This window comes from Chitinophagales bacterium (genome assembly GCA_040877935.1).
Lineage (GTDB): Bacteria > Bacteroidota > Bacteroidia > Chitinophagales > CAIOSU01 > JBBDNB01.
In genome coordinates this window covers 36000-54321 of sequence record JBBDNB010000018.1, presented here as the reverse complement: position 1 = coordinate 54321, position 18322 = coordinate 36000, and the positions used below count along the sequence as shown (strand labels likewise).

Annotated in this window: 12 protein-coding genes; 8 read left to right on the top strand and 4 right to left on the bottom strand. The window is 40.7% G+C overall.

Annotated features, from left to right (window positions below; genetic code table 11):
• Positions 1–4: 4 nt before the first annotated feature.
• Positions 5–790, bottom strand: a complete 786-nt coding sequence (locus WD048_04135; protein ID MEX0811383.1) for a hypothetical protein — start codon at positions 788–790, stop codon at positions 5–7.
• A gap of 232 nt (positions 791–1022) precedes the next feature.
• On the opposite strand from WD048_04135, the gene WD048_04130 reads away from it, so the two are divergent.
• The 4 genes from WD048_04130 to WD048_04115 are packed head-to-tail and all read left to right on the top strand — an operon-like array spanning position 1023 to position 3677.
• Positions 1023–1430 (top strand): 6-carboxytetrahydropterin synthase, encoded by a 408-nt coding sequence (locus tag WD048_04130; protein MEX0811382.1) that lies wholly within the window; start codon positions 1023–1025, stop codon positions 1428–1430.
• Positions 1431–1439: 9 nt separating this feature from the next.
• On the top strand, positions 1440–2060 hold the full coding sequence (folE, locus tag WD048_04125; GenBank protein ID MEX0811381.1) for a GTP cyclohydrolase I FolE: 621 nt from the start codon (positions 1440–1442) through the stop codon (positions 2058–2060).
• Between the two features lie 2 nt (positions 2061–2062).
• Positions 2063–2944 (top strand): ACP S-malonyltransferase, encoded by an 882-nt coding sequence (gene fabD / locus WD048_04120; protein ID MEX0811380.1) that lies wholly within the window; start codon positions 2063–2065, stop codon positions 2942–2944.
• Between the two features lie 13 nt (positions 2945–2957).
• Positions 2958–3677 carry a hypothetical protein gene (locus WD048_04115; protein ID MEX0811379.1) on the top strand — a complete coding sequence of 240 codons (720 nt, stop codon included), beginning with the start codon at positions 2958–2960 and terminating at the stop codon, positions 3675–3677.
• Positions 3678–3694: 17 nt separating this feature from the next.
• Here WD048_04115 and WD048_04110 read toward each other — a convergent pair whose 3' ends face one another.
• The 3 genes from WD048_04110 to WD048_04100 are packed head-to-tail and all read right to left on the bottom strand — an operon-like array spanning position 3695 to position 6657.
• On the bottom strand, positions 3695–4819 hold the full coding sequence (locus WD048_04110) for a hypothetical protein (GenBank protein MEX0811378.1): 1125 nt from the start codon (positions 4817–4819) through the stop codon (positions 3695–3697).
• A 1-nt stretch (position 4820) separates the two neighbouring features.
• Positions 4821–5732 (bottom strand): sphingomyelin phosphodiesterase, encoded by a 912-nt coding sequence (locus WD048_04105; GenBank protein ID MEX0811377.1) that lies wholly within the window; start codon positions 5730–5732, stop codon positions 4821–4823.
• A gap of 1 nt (position 5733) precedes the next feature.
• Positions 5734–6657 (bottom strand): sphingomyelin phosphodiesterase, encoded by a 924-nt coding sequence (locus tag WD048_04100; protein MEX0811376.1) that lies wholly within the window; start codon positions 6655–6657, stop codon positions 5734–5736.
• 496 nt (positions 6658–7153) lie between these two features.
• Between WD048_04100 and WD048_04095 the strand changes: the two genes are divergently transcribed.
• The 4 genes from WD048_04095 to WD048_04080 all read left to right on the top strand — a co-directional run bounded on the left by WD048_04095 (position 7154) and on the right by WD048_04080 (position 18272).
• Entirely contained in the window at positions 7154–16282 is a 9129-nt protein-coding gene (locus WD048_04095) for a hypothetical protein (GenBank protein MEX0811375.1), read from the top strand.
• A 183-nt stretch (positions 16283–16465) separates the two neighbouring features.
• The gene (locus WD048_04090) at positions 16466–17446 is read left to right on the top strand and encodes a methyltransferase domain-containing protein (GenBank protein ID MEX0811374.1); all 981 of its coding nucleotides are present in this window, start codon (positions 16466–16468) and stop codon (positions 17444–17446) included.
• A 105-nt stretch (positions 17447–17551) separates the two neighbouring features.
• A complete protein-coding gene (locus tag WD048_04085; GenBank protein ID MEX0811373.1) occupies positions 17552–17965 on the top strand; it encodes a hypothetical protein in 414 nt (137 codons plus the stop codon).
• 19 nt (positions 17966–17984) lie between these two features.
• Complete coding sequence (locus WD048_04080; protein MEX0811372.1) at positions 17985–18272, top strand: hypothetical protein; 288 nt, start codon at positions 17985–17987, stop codon at positions 18270–18272.
• The last annotated feature ends 50 nt before the right edge of the window (positions 18273–18322 follow it).

The following is an 18322-nucleotide window of genomic DNA, read 5'->3' as shown; positions in this document are numbered from 1 at the left end:
GAAATTATTTTTTCTTCTTTTTAAAAGCATAGCTGATTGAAGCCTGCGGAGAAAACCCGAGAAATGGGTGATAGCCTCCTGATACTCCGATTGTAAGGTTATTGAGCAGTGCTGAAACACCAAAATAGCCTTCAAAAGGATTGGTTTTGACACCTGCACCAATTCTCAATTTTTCAAATGCAGTATATTCCGCGCCCAATTTTACCTGTACCGGAAAATCAAAATCTTTTTCAACTTCGGCATGAAAAGCAAAGTCTTTCCCCGGCATATATTTAATACCCAGTCGCATAATGCTTCGCAGGCGGTCTAAGCCCTGTGCCTCAAATTGAAGACGCAGCGGGTTATAAACATGTGCAGCAATCAGCAATTGCTCTGTTGCCAGGTATTGTACGCCCAATTCAAAAGTGAAAAGGTTTTTTTGACCGTATTCGCTGAGGAACAAATTGAGGTAATCAAATTGGGCACCAATGGCGAAATTTTTGCCAATCTTGCGTCCGTAGCCAATGCCTATTTGTTTTTCGTTGAAAAGGGAAGATCCTCGATAATTTACCGTGAGCCCAAAAGTACCACTTGAAGTAGGCAGGGCAGTAGAAAGGTGAAAATAACTTGTTTCTCTTACCAAGAAACGATTGGAGCTGAAAACCCCAATTGAAAAATCATTGATAAAACCGAGGCCGGCTTGGTTGTTTTGTGCGGCAAACACATCCTGACTGGTAGAACCTATTTCACCTATACTCTGAGCACCAGTACCAGTAGCTGTTCCAAAGCCTGTCGCAAATAGCTGATTCAATGATAAAACAAAGCAGAAAAATGATATGCAAAGCCATTTTTGATTCACAGGGGATGAAATTAACATTAATTAGAACAATTTCAATTGTTCCTCAGTCTAATTTTATTCTTTTTCGCTTAGCTAAAGGTGAACACTAAACTCAAAACAGGGTTGTAAATTAGACTGAATTCAAATTCTTGTACAGCTTAAAACAATGCCCCTTTCTTTCTATCTTTGCAGCAAATTATTTCAAATGGTTTATCTTACCAGGAAAGAACATTTTAATGCAGCACACCGCCTTAGAAATGAGGCGTGGAGTGATGAAAAAAACGAGCAGGTATTTGGTAAATGCGCCAATAAAAACTGGCATGGGCACAATTATGATTTATATGTAACAGTAAAAGGAGCCCCTGATCCTGACACGGGTTTTATAATGAATGCCAAAGAGTTAAGCAGGATAATTAAAAGTGAAGTTGTAGAAGTGTTGGATCACAAAAATCTTGATTTGGATGTAGAAGTTATGAAAGGCAAAATGAGCTCTACGGAAAACCTGATTAAAGAAATATGGAAATTGCTCCAAGCAAAGATCAAAGGTTGTGAGTTGCATGCCATTAAATTATATGAAACACCCAATATTTACGTGGAATATTTCGGGGAATAAAACAAGCCTATGAACAAAAATGATTCAACAGAATTCAACTATGTCAGGGAAGAACATTACAACGGTGATATTACAGATAAATTAACAGATAAATACAAGGATATTGTCAGCCTTTTGGGTGAAGACCCGCAGCGCGATGGTCTTACTAAAACACCTGAAAGAGTGGCCAAAGCCATGCAATTTATGACACAGGGCTACGATCAAGATGCGCATGAAATTTTGAGCTCGGCTATTTTCAAAGAAGATCACAGTGAAATGGTTATTGTTAAAGACATTGAGCTGTATTCAATGTGTGAACATCATATGTTGCCATTTTTTGGTAAGGCTCATATTGCGTATATTCCCGATGGAAAAATTGTGGGCCTCAGTAAATTGGCGCGTGTGGTAGATGTATTTGCAAGAAGGCTTCAGGTTCAGGAACGCTTGACCATACAAATAAGAGATGCCATTGAGGAAGCTTTGAAACCACTTGGTGTGGCAGTAGTGATTGAAGCTAAGCATCTTTGTATGATGATGCGCGGTGTGCAAAAACAAAATTCTATTACAACGACTTCTGCCTTCAATGGGGAGTTTGAGAAAAAGGCGACCAGGGATGAGTTTATTTCCCTGATTTCCAATAAATTGGTATAAATATGAACGCATATGTATTTCCAGGTCAGGGTGCCCAGTTTTCAGGAATGGGCAAGGAAGAATACAATAAATTTGATGTTGCTAAAAAACTGATTCAACAGGCCAATGAAATTCTGGGATTTGATATCGCTGCAATTATGTTTGATGGGAGCGAGGAGCAACTCAAACAAACCAGGGTCACACAACCTGCAATATTTATATATTCCACAGTACTGAGTAAAATTGCAGGAAAAACTTTTCAGCCCGATATGGTTGCAGGGCATTCACTGGGAGAGTTTTCTGCTTTGGTAGCCAATAAAGTATTGCGCTTTGAAGATGGGTTGCTCCTGGTAAAAGCCCGAGCCGAAGCCATGCAGAAAGCCTGTGATGCAGAGGAATCAACAATGGCGGCAGTGCTTGGACTGGACGATGAAAAGGTAGAGGAAATTTGTAATGGAATTGAGGAAATTGTAGTTCCTGCCAATTACAACTGTCCCGGCCAGTTGGTTATTTCTGGCAGTATAAAAGGTATTGAATTGGCAAAAAAAGAATTGGAAGCGGCCGGAGCTTTGAAAGTTATTCCTCTGAAAGTTGACGGTGCTTTTCATTCTCCATTAATGGAGCCTGCACGTAAGGCTTTGGAAGCACAAATTCGTAAAACAACATTTAGCAATCCTATTTGTCCTGTTTATCAAAATGTAGATGCCAAAGCCCATACCGATGAAGCTGAAATAAAGGAAAACCTGATTGCTCAACTCACCGAACCGGTGCGTTGGTCGCAAATTATAAAGCAAATGATAAGTGATGGTGCAAGCTCTTTTACAGAGGTAGGACCGGGGACAGTATTGCGTGGCTTGATCAAAAAAGTAGATCGAAAAATTCCTATTCAAAATCTCAGCTTTTAAGTAACTTTAGCCCATGCGATTTATACTTTGTTTGTTCATTATTCCATTCTATTTATTTAGCAATGAAGTATTCTCCCAGGAAGATGAATCATTTGAATTTAATCCCGAGCGTATTAAAGAGCCCGATGCTGATCCGGAAGAGGATGAAAAAGTAAGAATGCCGGAAGGCTATGAGCGCCCTTCAAAAAATGTATTGAAAATCAGCCCCACTGCATTGCTTTTTGGTCAAATTCCATTAACTGGCGAATTGCGCCTAATGTATGAAATGGCTACAGCTCCCCGGCAGAGCAGTTTTATAGGAGTATCTTTAAATTATTCAGGAGTGTTTCTCAGCCTGGTAAATATCCTGGATACCACCTTAACCAATCAGAAATACCAGTTTTTTGGTGGCCGGGTACAGGTTGCTTATCGTTTTTATTTACTAAAGAAAAAAGAAGCGCCCAATGGGCTTTATGTAGCCCCTCATTTTTCATTTAATTATGCCAAGTTTAAATTGAAGAATGGCGTACAATACCAAAACTTTTATTATATAAATGGCAATTTTCTTTTCGGTTACCAACTGGTAGCCGGGCATTTTGCTTTCGATGTATGTACCGGTCTGGGTTATCGCAATAATTTTACCGATTATTTCAATGGTGCACGTACCAGGCGCACTCAATTGCCGGAAGACAGGCCTGCATTTTTTCAACATTTAAAACCTACTTTAAATATTAGTTTGGGTTATGCATTTTAGGAATTGGACTTGTTGAATTAAATATCCACCATATCAATAATTTCCATAGATTTTCTCAACTCCTTTTCATTTGGGTGTCTTTTAAGGAAGGTTTCATTACTTAAAGATTCCCACTGTAAAAAACTACACAAAACATTAGATTCAATAGCTTGGACATTGTTTCTTAAAAAAGCTTTGGCATTCCAGCCCCGCCATACCTTTTCAACTTCCAGGGAATCTTCCATGCGCGCCAACCATACTGGTTGCTCGGCCATTTTTAACAGGTCTATATCACTTGTTGTGTCACCAAAGCAGAAAAGAGGTTGAGCATTCCCAAAGTGCTTGTAATATGCAGCCGGCTTGCCTTCATAGGCAGTTACCGGGAAATTCAGGTTGGGACTCAATATCCACTCGTCTAAAATTTTGCCGCTCAACATACTATAATTAGGAAAATCCTCCATCAAATGCCGGTCTTTGCGCAAGTTTCCATCGGATTGGTGACGAAGCAATACTTCGAGTCCAATGATATTTTCTGCTTTTATTGCCGCAGTTTTATTTTTACTATTATTCCATTTGGCAAGTATGGGATTTACTGCCTCTAATATTATTTTCCGCACTGACCATACATTGCTTGCTGTAATGATTTTTATATCATAATCATAGCGTTGAAGCATTGCCATCAATTTCAGAATAGGTGTGTAGAAAAAAGGTTTTTCTCTTTTAGCTTCAGGATTGTTTAATTGTGGAAATACTGCTTTGGTAATATCCAGCAATTGCCGCAGAGAAAGTCCCTCCATAATCTGAACTGCCCAGGAGTAAGGGATACTTTTATAATGCGGATCCTGCTTAAAACTCAGGGCCGAGTAGGAGAGAAAGGTATTGTAATATTCCAGGGCAGAAAAATCTTCCAGCCTGAACAATTGTCCCTCAAAATAAATATCGGGGCTAAAACCGCTGTGCATTGGTTTGAAGGCATATTGATTTTCTGAAAAATAGCGCAGTACCTTTTCGCCTATATCTCCGCAAATGATGGTATTGTCAAAATCAAAAACCACACTGCGCCCGGAATGGCGGTATTTGTATATATTTTCACCCAGCATTCGGGCGATATGACTTGTCCATCCGGCATCATAAAGCTGTTGAACGAGTTCATCTTCAGGCATATCAATATCGTATTTTCATCAGTACAGCATTATGATCCGAAAGATCCATGTGGTCTTTGCTCCAGCGTTCGCGGTATTGCCTGATGTTTCTTTCCATATAATCGGGCTGCCAGTCATTGGATTGAAACAATATATAATCAATCACTTTTTGTTTCAGTTTATCAGGATTTCCATCACCGCACATATCATTGCGCAATTCATCAGAAGTAAATTTTAAATTCCCTGAAATAGGACCATCAAGTGCATCAAGTGTGCCGAGCATTTCAGGATAAAGCTCTGGGTCTTTTTTATTGGTATTGAAATCGCCACAAAGGAAAAGCGGAATGCCTTCTGTTCTGTGTTTTTCAATCAATTCAGCCAGTTCTCGGTATTCGCTCATTTTTGTAGAATCCGAACCACCTGCCTGTAAATGGGTGCCGAGCACTTGTATTTGTTTTCCCTTCGCTTCTATTTCCACCAGTAGGGCACCTTTGTGTGCATAGCAGTCTATGCCTTCGCAAACGCTGAAATTAATTTTGCCCAATTCCTTAATGGGGTATTTGCTAAAAATCATAGCGCCACTATTGGTGCGAATGCCAAAATTCTTATTGGCAGGCCCTGCATGATAGGGATATTCTTCCTTCAAACGTCTTTTTAATATTCTTCTGCATCTTCTATCAAAAGCTTCCTGAAAAACAATGATGTCGATTTTATCATCAATAATATGTTGTGGAATTAATCGAGACCGCCTGATCGGACCTCGTCTCACCCTTAGTATCAATCGCGGCAACATTTGAATATTCCAGGATAAAATGCGGAGTTCATTTTCAGGGACTACTTCTGTGTAATCATTGAAATAGGCTGTGTCTTGCGCTTTGCAGTCATTAAGAGAAATAGAGAAAATGGCAATAAGTAAGAAAGTGATTAAAGGCATATTATTTTTTTAGTTTTAATTCAACGGCATAATGATCAGAAAGGTCTTTGCGTTTGCCTTTTCTTCTGCGTTTTCGTGGATCCCAGTCGGCTTGGAAAACCCGTACTTTTCGTTTTTCTTCACTGAATTTCACTCCATTGTTTCTCAAAAATACATAATCCAGTACCAATTCATACTCTCCAGAATTGATCAGGTCATTGCTGAAAGATACGTAGGTGCAAATTGTATCTCCTACACAGGGACTGTTGCTTGCATTCATTACAGAGAGCATGGCATCGTAATAAAAACTGTCGCGCCTCATTGTATTGTAATCGCCACCAAGAATTTGAGGCACCCCATCTTTGCTGTAAGGCAATACTACATCGCGCAATATTTGATGGTATTGCAACAGGCGTATTTTGTCCCGTTTATCTCCTTCAAATGCTTGTAGATGTGTTGACATTATTTGATATTCTTGCCCATCTTTTTCGAATGCCGCCAGTAAGCCACCTTTCCTTCCCCAGCAATCTATGCCTTTGCAATCTTCAAATTGAAATTCGGTGAGCAATTCCAAAGGATATTTGCTATAAATCATTACTCCGCTATTGGCTTTGAACGGACTGCCTTTTTTGTTGGCAGGCCCCAGGTAGTATGGATAGTGTTCTTTGAGTCCTTTATGTAAAATAGTACTTGATAGTTTGCCAAAAACTTCCTGTAGCATCAATGCATCGTAATCTTCTTCAACAAGTCTTTCGGCAATATATTTTGCCCGTATCAACTGCTTAGTTGGTTTAAAAAATCGCGGCAATAAATAAAGATTCCAGCTGAGCACTTTTAGATCAAAAGTATCCTCGTCAAATTTTGCTTCATTGACTTGTGCTTGTAAGAGTCCTGTTTCTGAATAAAGTGTGCAAATACAAATAAAAATTGCAAAAAGCCTGAGCAAAATCAATTAAAGTTTTAGTTGCAAAATGATAACATGGTAAAGATAGTACAGATATAGTAAAATGTTGAAGATGAACAGCCAATCAATAAATTGAAATCTACGAGAAATGCAAATCCATCGCACTTTATCTTATGATTAATAATCTAAAATTAATAAACGCTTAACAACAAAACTTATAAAAATAGCTATGAAATTTCAATTGATAAATTATAATATTGGATTGAAATATAACTGTCTTTAGATTAATTCTGATTTAAAATTCTATTAAAAAATAAAATTTCACAATTTAAAACTTGATTCTCCTTTAACTAATGATTATTTTTGCTAACATTTTATGTCAAAATAAAACCATGTTAATCAATTGAAAAAGGATGATAAAGAAACAAAATATGGGTGTCTACGTATAGAATCCTAATTTATAATGCATAATCAAACAATTGCTTCTTTAATAAGGGAACCAAACAAACAGATTAAACTAACTATATACCTGTCTCCAATGTATAAATCAATTATTTCTTATCTGTGGAGTAAACCTATTGACACTGTTCACTCTATAAATATTAGTCGGTATATACTCCTTGTAGCTCTTTTATTTGCAGGAGTCTTTATATCGAAACCTACTCATGCACAGGTGCTCAATACCGAATCTTTTGACGCAACTGTGTTTCCTCCAAATGGTTGGACAAGACAAGTTGTAGTTGCCAACCCCGGTGGGCAGGGTACCAATCCTGCTGTAACACATTGGAGTAGGGTAACCAACGGCACAAACCCTGCTACTACTCCAAATTCAGGAGCGGGCATGGCTCAATTTGAATCATCGGTAGTTAAAAGTGGGGGAACAGTAAGTTTAATCACTCCTGCTTTTGATTTATCTGCCAGGGAAAACAATACTTCCACTGTCACATTCTGGATGTATCGCGACAATGGCGCTTCTTCAGCTGCCGACAAAATAGATGTTTATGTCAATACCGGAACCGGAATTGGCGGAGCCACATTATTGGGGACAATTCATCGCTCGCGCAGTTTATCCCCAACAGAATCTGCTGATGGCTGGTATGAATATTCCTTTGATATTCCTTTTGCATTTTCAGGAAATACCAATCACATTATCTTTTATGCAACTAGCCAACGAGGCAACAATATGTTTATTGATGATGTGGAATGGCTGGCCTATCCACCCAATGCCCCGACTGTAACTACTGATCCATCCTCTGCTTTGCATTGCGCAGGGGAAGATGTTTCGTTTAGTGCTTCGGCCAGTGGTGCACCTGCACCTTCAGTTCAGTGGCAGGTGAGTAATGATGGAGGAAATTCATGGTCTGATATTTCAGGTGCCACTTCAACGAACTATACTTTTACTTCAGATTATGCAGATAACAACAATCAATATAGGGCTGTCTTTAGCAATAATACGGGAAGTGACACTTCTGATGTGGCAATATTGTCACTGAATCCTTTGCCCGATGCCGATACCGGAAATGATCAGCCACTTTGTATTGGTGATAGTGTGCAAATTGGGGCAGCACCTGTTGTCGGCAATACATATTCCTGGTCTCCTTCAAGTGGGTTGAGCGAAGCTACTGTTTCTAATCCAACAGCAGGCCCAACAGAAACCACCACCTATATTTTAACCGAAACCATTACCGCCACCGGCTGTCAAAATGTGGATTCGGTTACAGTTACAGTTAATCCATTACCAAATGCCAATACTGGCAATGATCAAACAATTTGCCTGGAAGAAAGTGTACAGATTGGAGCGGCTGCCGTTGCAGGAAACACCTATTCATGGTCACCTGCAAGTGGTTTGAGCGATGCTGCTGTTTCTAACCCAATGGCAAGTCCTTCCGAAACCACGACTTATATTTTAACTGAAACCATTACAGCTACGGGTTGCCAATATTCGGATTCTGTGATCGTCACCGTAAATCCTTTGCCAAATATTGTAGTGTCTGCTGATTTTGATACCATATGTAATGGTGAATCTGCCAATCTATCAGCTTCAGGAGGAAGTTCTTATTCCTGGTCGCCTGCCGATGGTTTAAGTGCTACAACAGGTTCAAATGTGACAGCCAGTCCAAATGAAACTACCATATATATTGTCACTGGAACTGATGGCAATGGCTGTTCCAATAAGGATTCAATTACCATTGTTGTCAATCCTCTTCCTGAAGCCAATACCGGAAGTGATCAGGAAATATGCATTGGGGAAAATGTTCAAATAGGAGCTACAACTGTAGCTGGAAACACCTATTCCTGGTCTCCAGCCAGTGGTTTGAGTGATGCCGCTATTTCTAACCCGATTGCAAGCCCAACAACTACTACCACTTATACTTTAACAGAGGTAGTTACAGCTACTGCTTGTCAGAATATTGATTCTATAACCATTACAGTTAATCCATTGCCAAACATTTCTGTATCAGCAAATTCCGACACTATATGTTATGGTGAATCGACAAATCTATCAGCTTCAGGAGGCAATACTTATTCCTGGTCGCCTGCCGATGGTTTAAGTGCTACGACAGGAGCAAATGTGACAGCCAGTCCAAGTGAAACTACAACTTATGTTGTTACAGGAACCGATATCAATGCATGTTCCAGTACAGATACAATAACGATTACAGTCAATCCATTACCCCTTGCAAATCCTGGAAATGATGAAGATATTTGCCTTGAAGAAAGTGTACAAATTGGAGCTACTGCTGTTGCTGGAAACACTTATTCATGGTCGCCAGCCATTGGCTTAAGTGATGCTTCTGTTTCCAATCCTACAGCAAGTTCGAATGAAACCACGACTTATGTATTAACCGAAACCATTACCGCTACAGGCTGCCAAAATGTGGATTCAGTTGTAGTTACCGTAAATCCGCTTCCTGAAGCCAATACCAGCAATGATCAAACAATTTGCCTGGAAGAAAGTGTACAGATCGGAGCGACTGCTGTTGCTGGCAATACTTATTTGTGGTCGCCTGCAGCAGGATTGAGTGATGCTGCTGTTGCAAATCCAATGGCAAGTCCGGATGAAGCCACCACTTATGTATTAACCGAAACCATTTCAGCCACCGGTTGTCAGAATATTGATTCTATAACGGTAACGGTTAATTCCTTGCCAACTATTTTAGTATCCGCAGATACTGATACCATATGTAATGGTGAATCTGCAAATTTATCAGCTTCAGGAGCAAGTTCCTATTCCTGGTCACCAGTCGATGGTTTAAGCGCCACAAGCGGAGCAAATGTAACGGCAAGCCCAAGTGAAACTATCACATATATTGTGACCGGAACCGATGGCAATGGCTGTTCCAATAAGGATTCAATTACCATTGTTGTCAATCCTCTTCCTGCTGCCAATACAGGAGGTGATCAGGATATTTGTATTGGTGAAAATATTCAAATCGGAACAGTCTCTGTTGCTGGAAACACCTATTCATGGTCGCCTGCAAGTGGATTAAGTGATGCTGCTGCTTCAAACCCTACAGCAAGTCCGACTGAAACCATCACCTATGTTTTAACAGAAACCATTACCTCTACCAGTTGTCAGAATATTGATTCAGTTATAGTAACTGTAAATCCTCTGCCAGAAGCCAATACCGGAAATGATCAAACAATTTGCCTGGAAGAAAGTTTACAGATTGGAGCTTCTGCTGTTGCAGGAAATACTTATTCATGGTCGCCTGCAAGTGGATTAAGTGATGCTGCTGTTTCAAATCCGATGGCAAGCCCGGCAGATACAACAACCTATATTTTAACCGAAACCATTAGTGCTACAGGCTGTCAAAATTTTGACTCTGTTACAGTTTCAGTGAATCCATTGCCTAACATTGTTGTTTCTGCTGATTTTGATACCTTTTGTATTGGCGAATCAGCAAATCTATCAGCTTCAGGAGGCAATACTTATTCCTGGTCTCCTGCCGATGGTTTAAGTGCCACAAGCGGAGCAAATGTAACTGCCACTCCGAATGAGACAAACACTTATATTTTAACCGGAACCGATGGCAATGGCTGTTCCAGTAAGGATTCAATTACCATTGTTGTCAATCCATTACCAGAAGCCAATACAGGCAATGCTCAAATAATTTGTCTGGAAGAAAGCATACAGATCGGAGCAACTGCTGTTGCCGGAAACACCTATTCATGGTCACCTGCAAGTGGTTTAGATGATCCCAATGCTTCAAATCCAGTAGCAAGTCCTACTACAACCACTACCTATACTTTAATAGAAACCATTACCGCCACCGGTTGCCAGAATATTGATTCAGTTACCGTTACCGTTAATCCTTTGCCAAATATTTCTGTATCAGCAAACTCCGACACTATATGTAATGGTGAATCGACAAATCTATCAGCTTTAGGAGGAAGTTCTTATTCCTGGTCTCCTGCCGATGGTTTAAGCGCCACAAGCGGAGCAAATGTAATGTCAAGCCCAAGTGAAACTACCACATATATTGTGACCGGAACCGATGGCAATGGCTGTTCCAATACGGATTCTGTTACCATTGTTGTCAATCCATTACCAGAGGCCAATACAGGTAATGATCAAACAATTTGCTTGGAAGAAAGCATACAGATCGGAGCGACAGCCGTTGCCGGAAACACCTATTCCTGGTCGCCTGCAAGTGGTTTGAGTGATGCTGCAATTTCCAACCCTATTGCAAGCCCCACTGAAACAACCACCTATGTTTTAACAGAAACTATTACCGCCACTGGTTGTCAAAATGTGGATTCAGTTGTAGTTACCGTAAACCTGCTTCCTGAAGCCAATACAGGCAATGACCAAACAATTTGCCTGGAAGAAAGTGTACAGATCGGAGCCGTTGCAGTTGCGGGCAATACATATTCGTGGTCACCTGCAAGTGGGTTGAGTGATGCATCTGCTTCAAATCCAGTGGCAAGCTCGACTGAAACCACAACTTATGTTTTAACAGAAACCATTTCAGCCACAGGCTGTCAAAAAGTCGATTCGGTTGTAGTTGCCGTAAACCCGCTTCCTGAAGCCAATACCGGCAATGATCAAACAATTTGTTTGGAAGAAAGCATACAGATTGGAGCGGCTGCCGTTGCCGGAAATACTTATTCCTGGTCGCCTGCCAGTGGTTTGAGTGATGCTGTTGCTTCAAGTCCAGTGGCCAGCCCAACAGAAACAACCACCTATGTTTTAACAGAAACCATTACCGCAACGGGCTGTCAAAAAGTCGATTCAGTTGTAGTTACTGTAAATCCTTTGCCAGAAGCCAATACCGGCAATGATCAAACAATTTGCCTGGAAGAAAGCATACAGATCGGAGCGGCTGCCGTTGCAGGAAATACCTATTCCTGGTCTCCTGCAAGTGGTTTAGATGATGCTGCTGTTTCAAACCCATTGGCAAGCCCTACAACAACTACTACCTATACTTTAACAGAAACAATTACCGCCACTGGTTGCCAGAATATTGATTCAGTAACAGTAACGGTTAACTCCCTTCCTAATATTTCAGTATCAGCAGATACAGATACCATTTGTAATGGTGAATCAGCAAATCTATCAGCTTCAGGAGGAAGTTCTTATTCCTGGTCTCCTGCTGATGGATTAAGTGCTACTTCAGGAGCAAATGTGACAGCCAGTCCAAATGAAACTACCAAATATATTGTGACCGGAACCGATGGCAATGGCTGTTCAAACACGGATTCTGTTACCATTGTTGTCAATTCATTACCAGAAGCCAATACCGGCAATGATCAAATAATTTGTTTGGGAGAAAGTGTACAGATCGGAGCGACAGCCGTTGCTGGAAACACCTATTCATGGTCGGCTGTAAATGGATTGGATGATACTGCTATTTCCAACCCTATTGCAAGCCCCACTGAAACAACCACCTATGTTTTAACAGAAACTATTACCGCTACAGGCTGTCAAAATATTGACTCGGTTGTAGTTACCGTAAATCCATTGCCTTCTGCAAATACTGGTGGCAATGTAAATATTTGTGATGGTCAAAGTATTCAGATTGGAGCTGTTGCAACAGCTGGAAACACCTATTCCTGGTCTCCTGTCAGTGCTTTGAATGATGCTGCTGTTTCAAATCCTGTAGCAAACCCTTCTGATACAACTACATATGCACTTATTGAAACAATAACTGCTACCGGTTGTCAAAACTCAAACCAGATCACTATCAATGTACAAGACGCAATTGCTGAGAATTTGATTGAAGCAGCACAGACCATTTGTGCGGGAGATGTTCCTGATGAACTTTTAGGAGAGGCAGCAACAGGAGGGGATGGCTTGTATAATTATTTGTGGGAAAGCAGTACAACTTCTTCCGGCTCAGGCTATACAGCTGCTTCAGGCACCAACACTGGACAGAACTACAGCCCGGCTGTACTTACAGAAACAACCTGGTTCAGAAGAGCCGTATCTTCTGGAGAATGTACAGATACCAGTAATGTTATTGAAATTACAGTGAATCAATATCCAGAAGCTGCTGGAACGATCAGCGGTACAACAACAGTCTGCCAGGGGGAGAACAATGTGGAATATGAAGTGCCTTCCATTCAATATGCAAGTGGTTATGAATGGTCATTGCCTCAGGGTATAAGCATTGTTTCTGGTGCAAACACAAATAATATTATCGTAAACTATTCCGATACAGCGATTTCAGGGACAATTACAGTACATGGAACCAACGGATGTGGCAATGGAAGCGTGTCTGCTGATTATAATGTGACAGTGGATCCTTTACCGGTTGAAGCTGATACCATTACAGGTGTAAGTCCTGTTTGTCAGGCTGAATCGGGAATTGTATATTCTGTGCCTCCTATTGATCATGCCACAGATTATCAATGGACATTGCCTCCTGGAGCATCAATAGTTAGTGGAGCAGGTACCAACAGTATTACAGTCGATTATTCTGATATAGCCACTTCAGGATTTGTGACTGTCACCGGAACAAATGACTGTGGAACCAATTCAACACAAAGCTTTGAAGTTACAGTAGATCCGCTGCCCGGTTCGGCAGGGTCTATTTCAGGAGCCAATACAATTTGCCCGGGTGGCCAGGGTTTTGTTTTCTCTATTGATAGCATAGCACATGCCACGAGTTATGTATGGGATATACCCTCTACTGCAACAGTTCTCTCAGGAGCTGACTCCAATGTAATTGTCATTCAATTTGATGCGTCCACTACTCCTGGCTCAATCAGTGTTTATGGTGTAAATAACTGTGGAATTAGCTCTACTTCTACTAAATCTTTTGATACCTTTCCATATGTTGAGGCTACTGCTGAATCCAATGATACGGAAGTATGTGAAACTTCTGGAAATATCAACCTGCTTGGAAAAGGGCAGGGCTTTGGTAAAGTTACCTGGTCATGGACGGGGCCAAATGGATATACTTCGGGTCAAATTAACCCGGTGCCTTTTCCTGCTACATTGGCATCACAAGGTTGGTATATAGTTGTAAATACAGACGCAAATGGTTGCTCAGTAGATGATTCATTATATATAACTGTAAAACCAGCACCACCCAGGCCAATCATTACGGCTGATGGTCCTACTACATTCTGTGAGGGTGATTCTGTAACATTAATATCAAGTACCGATTCTTCTTATGTGTCATACTTATGGTCGAATGGGGATACTACAACATCAACAACAGTAACTACCTCTGGGAATTACAATGTAACGGTTACTGGAGACAATGGCTGTCCGATCTGGGCGGAAAATGCAATGCCTGTAACGGTTAACCCATTGCCTACAGTAAATCCCGGCAGCGAACGAACCATTTGTTATGGACAAAGCACTCAAATTGGAGCATCTCCACAATCCAACAGATCTTACAGCTGGTCACCGACTGCTACATTAAGTTCTGCTACAGTTGCCAACCCAATTGCCAGTCCTTTAGATACGACTACTTATCAATTGATTGTAACCAATACTGCTACGGGCTGTGTTGACAGTAGCACAGTGACGGTCAATGTATTGCCGCCTATTGACAGCAACCTGATCAATGAAGCACAAACCATTTGCTCAGGGCAGGCTCCCGATCAATTGACAGGTAGCATTCCAACAGGAGGAAATCATTCTACTTACACTTATCAATGGGAAGTATCTACGGATAATGCAAATTTCTCAGTAATCAGTGGAGCTACCGGGCAAAACTATTCGCCACCTGTGCTAAACGATACTACCTGGTACAGGAGAATTGCTTCTTCAGGCGTTTGTACAGGTAATGAAACCAATGCCAGCAATGTAATTGAGATATCAGTATTGCCTTCTATTGATGACAATACAATTGATACTGCACAAACAATATGTATAGGGCAAACACCTGATGCATTTACAGGCTCATTGCCCACAGGTGGCAATGGCAACTATGCTTATCAATGGCAGGTCAGTACTACTTCTTCAGCTTCAGGATTTGCAAATGCACCGGGAAGCAGTGATCAGAAAGATTATACACCAGCTACTGCACATATGGAAGATACCTGGTACCGAAGAATTGTCACTTCAAGACCATGTGTTGATGCCCAATCGGATACCAGCAATGTGATCAAAGTTACGATCCTGAGTATTGACAACAACACTATTTCTGCCGATCAAAATATTTGTGTAGGTGATACGCCATCCGTTTTAACAGGATCATTGCCTATAGGAGGTGACGGTGCTTTTACTTATTTGTGGGAAAGTAGTACCACTTCAGCTTCTACAGGGTTTAGTGCAGCTGTAGGAGCCAATACCGGTCAGGATTATACTCCGGGAGGCATTTCTCAAACAACCTGGTTTAGAAGAACCGTATATTCAGGACCTTGTACCGGAAGTTTTGGAGATGAAAGTAATGTTATTCAAATTACAGCTTCGCCAATTAGCAATAACAATTTAAGTGTTCTTGGAAATCCCGGACCGTTCTGTAATTCAGGTCGTCCAACAAGTATAATTGGATCACAGCCCACTGGCGCCAATGGGAATTACACTTATCAATGGCAATATAAGTCACAGGGAAACAATTATACTGATATTCCTGGAGCTGATTCAATACACTATATTCCGCCTACATTGTCTTCTACAACTCATTACAGACGTGTTGTAAGGTCTGGAAACTGTGAAGATATCAGTCAGAAAATAGTGGTCGTAATACAGCCCAGCCTTTCAAATAATATTATCCAGGCAGAGCAAACTGTTTGTTATAATACTGCCCCCGATACCCTAACGGGAACTATACCGGCAGGTGGTGATTCGACCAATTACAATTTTGTTTGGGAATACAGCTATAACACCATGACATGGATCCAGATACCGGGTTCCAATTCCAGAAATTACAAGCCCGATTCACTGACCCAGAAAACCTATTTCAGGCGGGCTGTTACTTCAGGAGCCTGTAACAATCCTCAAATCGGCAATGCCCTCGAAATAGATGTATTGCCTATTAATCGGTCTATCTGGACGGGTAATATTGATACTGACTGGGACAAACCCATGAACTGGCAATGTGGGGTTCCTGATTATGACACCGATGTCATCATACCGCTCAGGCCTAATCAACCGCATATTTTTGATGGAGTATTGGGCAAGTGCAATACTTACTATATGGATACCGCTACTCAATTGCATATTGAAACCGGTGGAAGGTTGAATGTGAAGGAACCACCTCAGTAATAACAAAGGATAGGAGAGAAGAGGAAAGAAGAAGAAAGAAAGCAGGCGAACGATAGGGTTTTGCCTGCTTTTTGTTTTATTTGAACCTCAGAAGTTTTTTGACAGAACCTCAAATCTTAGTTTTTTAATCAACTGTACACGATTAATCAGCCCCTTTTTTATGTTTAGCAAAAAACTAAATCAATGGAAACTACCCAACAGGAAAAAGTAAGTGATTACAATAAGGATTTTGAAGAACGCGATTATCAAAAGCGAACTAAAAAAGCACAGCATTTAACGGACAATTACTACACGCTGGTCACTAATTTCTATGAAAAAGGCTGGGGGCAGTCCTTTCATTTTGCACCCAGATACAAGGGAGAGGATTTCAAATCGAGTATTTTACGGCACGAACATTTTCTTGCATCGCAATTGGGGCTTTGCAGTAGTGATAAAGTACTGGATCTGGGCTGTGGCATTATGGGGCCTGCAAGGAATATCGCCCGGGTTTCAGGTGCGTATATTACCGGCCTGACCATCAATGTACACCAGGTAGAACGGGCTAAAACCCTTAACCGCGAGTCGGGAATTGATCATTTACTGCAAGTGGTGCAGGGCGATTTTATGGAGATTCCCTTTCCCGATAATAGCTTTGATAAAATTTATGCCATTGAAGCGCTTTGTCATGCACCAAATCTTATTGCGGTTTACAAACAAGCTCTGAGCAAATTAAAACCGGGAGGAATGGCCTGTTTTTATGAATGGGCTATGACAGATCAATTCAATCCTTCAAACCCGGAGCACATAAAGATCAAGGAAATGATAGAATACGGGAATGGCATTGCTGAATTGAAAACCATAGCGGAGATTGACAAGGCTATCGAAGCAGCAGGATTTGAGCAAATAGAAAATATTGACCTTCTAAAAGTCAATTACGGAAATAATGTGCCCTGGTACAGCACCTTACAAAGTGGTTGGTCTTTGTCCCAGATCAGGCATACCAAAGCCAGTAGAACAATAGTGCACTATATGCTTAGAACACTCGAAAAACTGAACTTCGTAAAAAAAGGCGTGAGCAAAGCGCAGAAAATCTTATTGGTAGCGGCAGATGGACTAGTAGCAGGAGGGGAGCAGGGCATTTTTACACCCATATATATGGTGAAAGTAAAAAAGCCGAAGGTATAATAAGTAGAGGAGTAGGCTTTTAAAGTAATGCTAAGGCAAAACTCATGTTTCTCTATGATCCATGTTTTTGGATTTTAGCATTATTTTCCCTAATATAGGAGGACTATGAAAACACTCTTATCTATACCTTTACTCTATATCCTTATTTTAATGCTATGCTTTGCCTCATGTGCACAGCAGGTTAATTTTCAAAAATCAACACATGTCCCAGCTGCTGAAGTCGAGATGAAAATAGACCGCGATAAAAATGGCAACTACACCATTGATTTGAAAGTTAAAAATCTTGCTAAGCCGCAAAATCTCACACCGGGCAGGAAAACATACATAGTCTGGAATCAAGGTGATTATGGCAGTTTCAATCTCGGTCAATTGAAATTAGATGACAAGCTTAAAGGAAAATTGAAAGCTTCGTCTGTCTATAAGCCCAATCAAATTATAATTACCGCTGAAAATAACCCAATGGCAACACAGCCGGATAATCAGGTGGTATTAAAATCGGACGAAATAAATATTGATTAACCTTAAAACACTTAAAAAAATGAGCGATTTAAAAGAATTTCGTGACAAAGCACACAAAACAATTAACCAATTGTTTGATGATATTGATAAATTACGCGCAAAAGCTGATCAGGCCAATGCAGAGCAGAGAGAAAAAATCAATCAACGTATAGAAGAACTTCAAAAACGCAAGAAAGAACTCCAAAAGCGTTTTGATGACCTGTCTGAAAAATCAGAACGCTCTACCGGGGAACTGAAAAAAGGCTTTGAAGAAGCGCGCGAATCCCTGCGCAATTCCTGGGAAAAGGCCAGGGCTGAGTTTATGTGATTTTTTTAGGAATTTATTTATTCGTTAAAGGCAAGTCAGCAAATTTGACT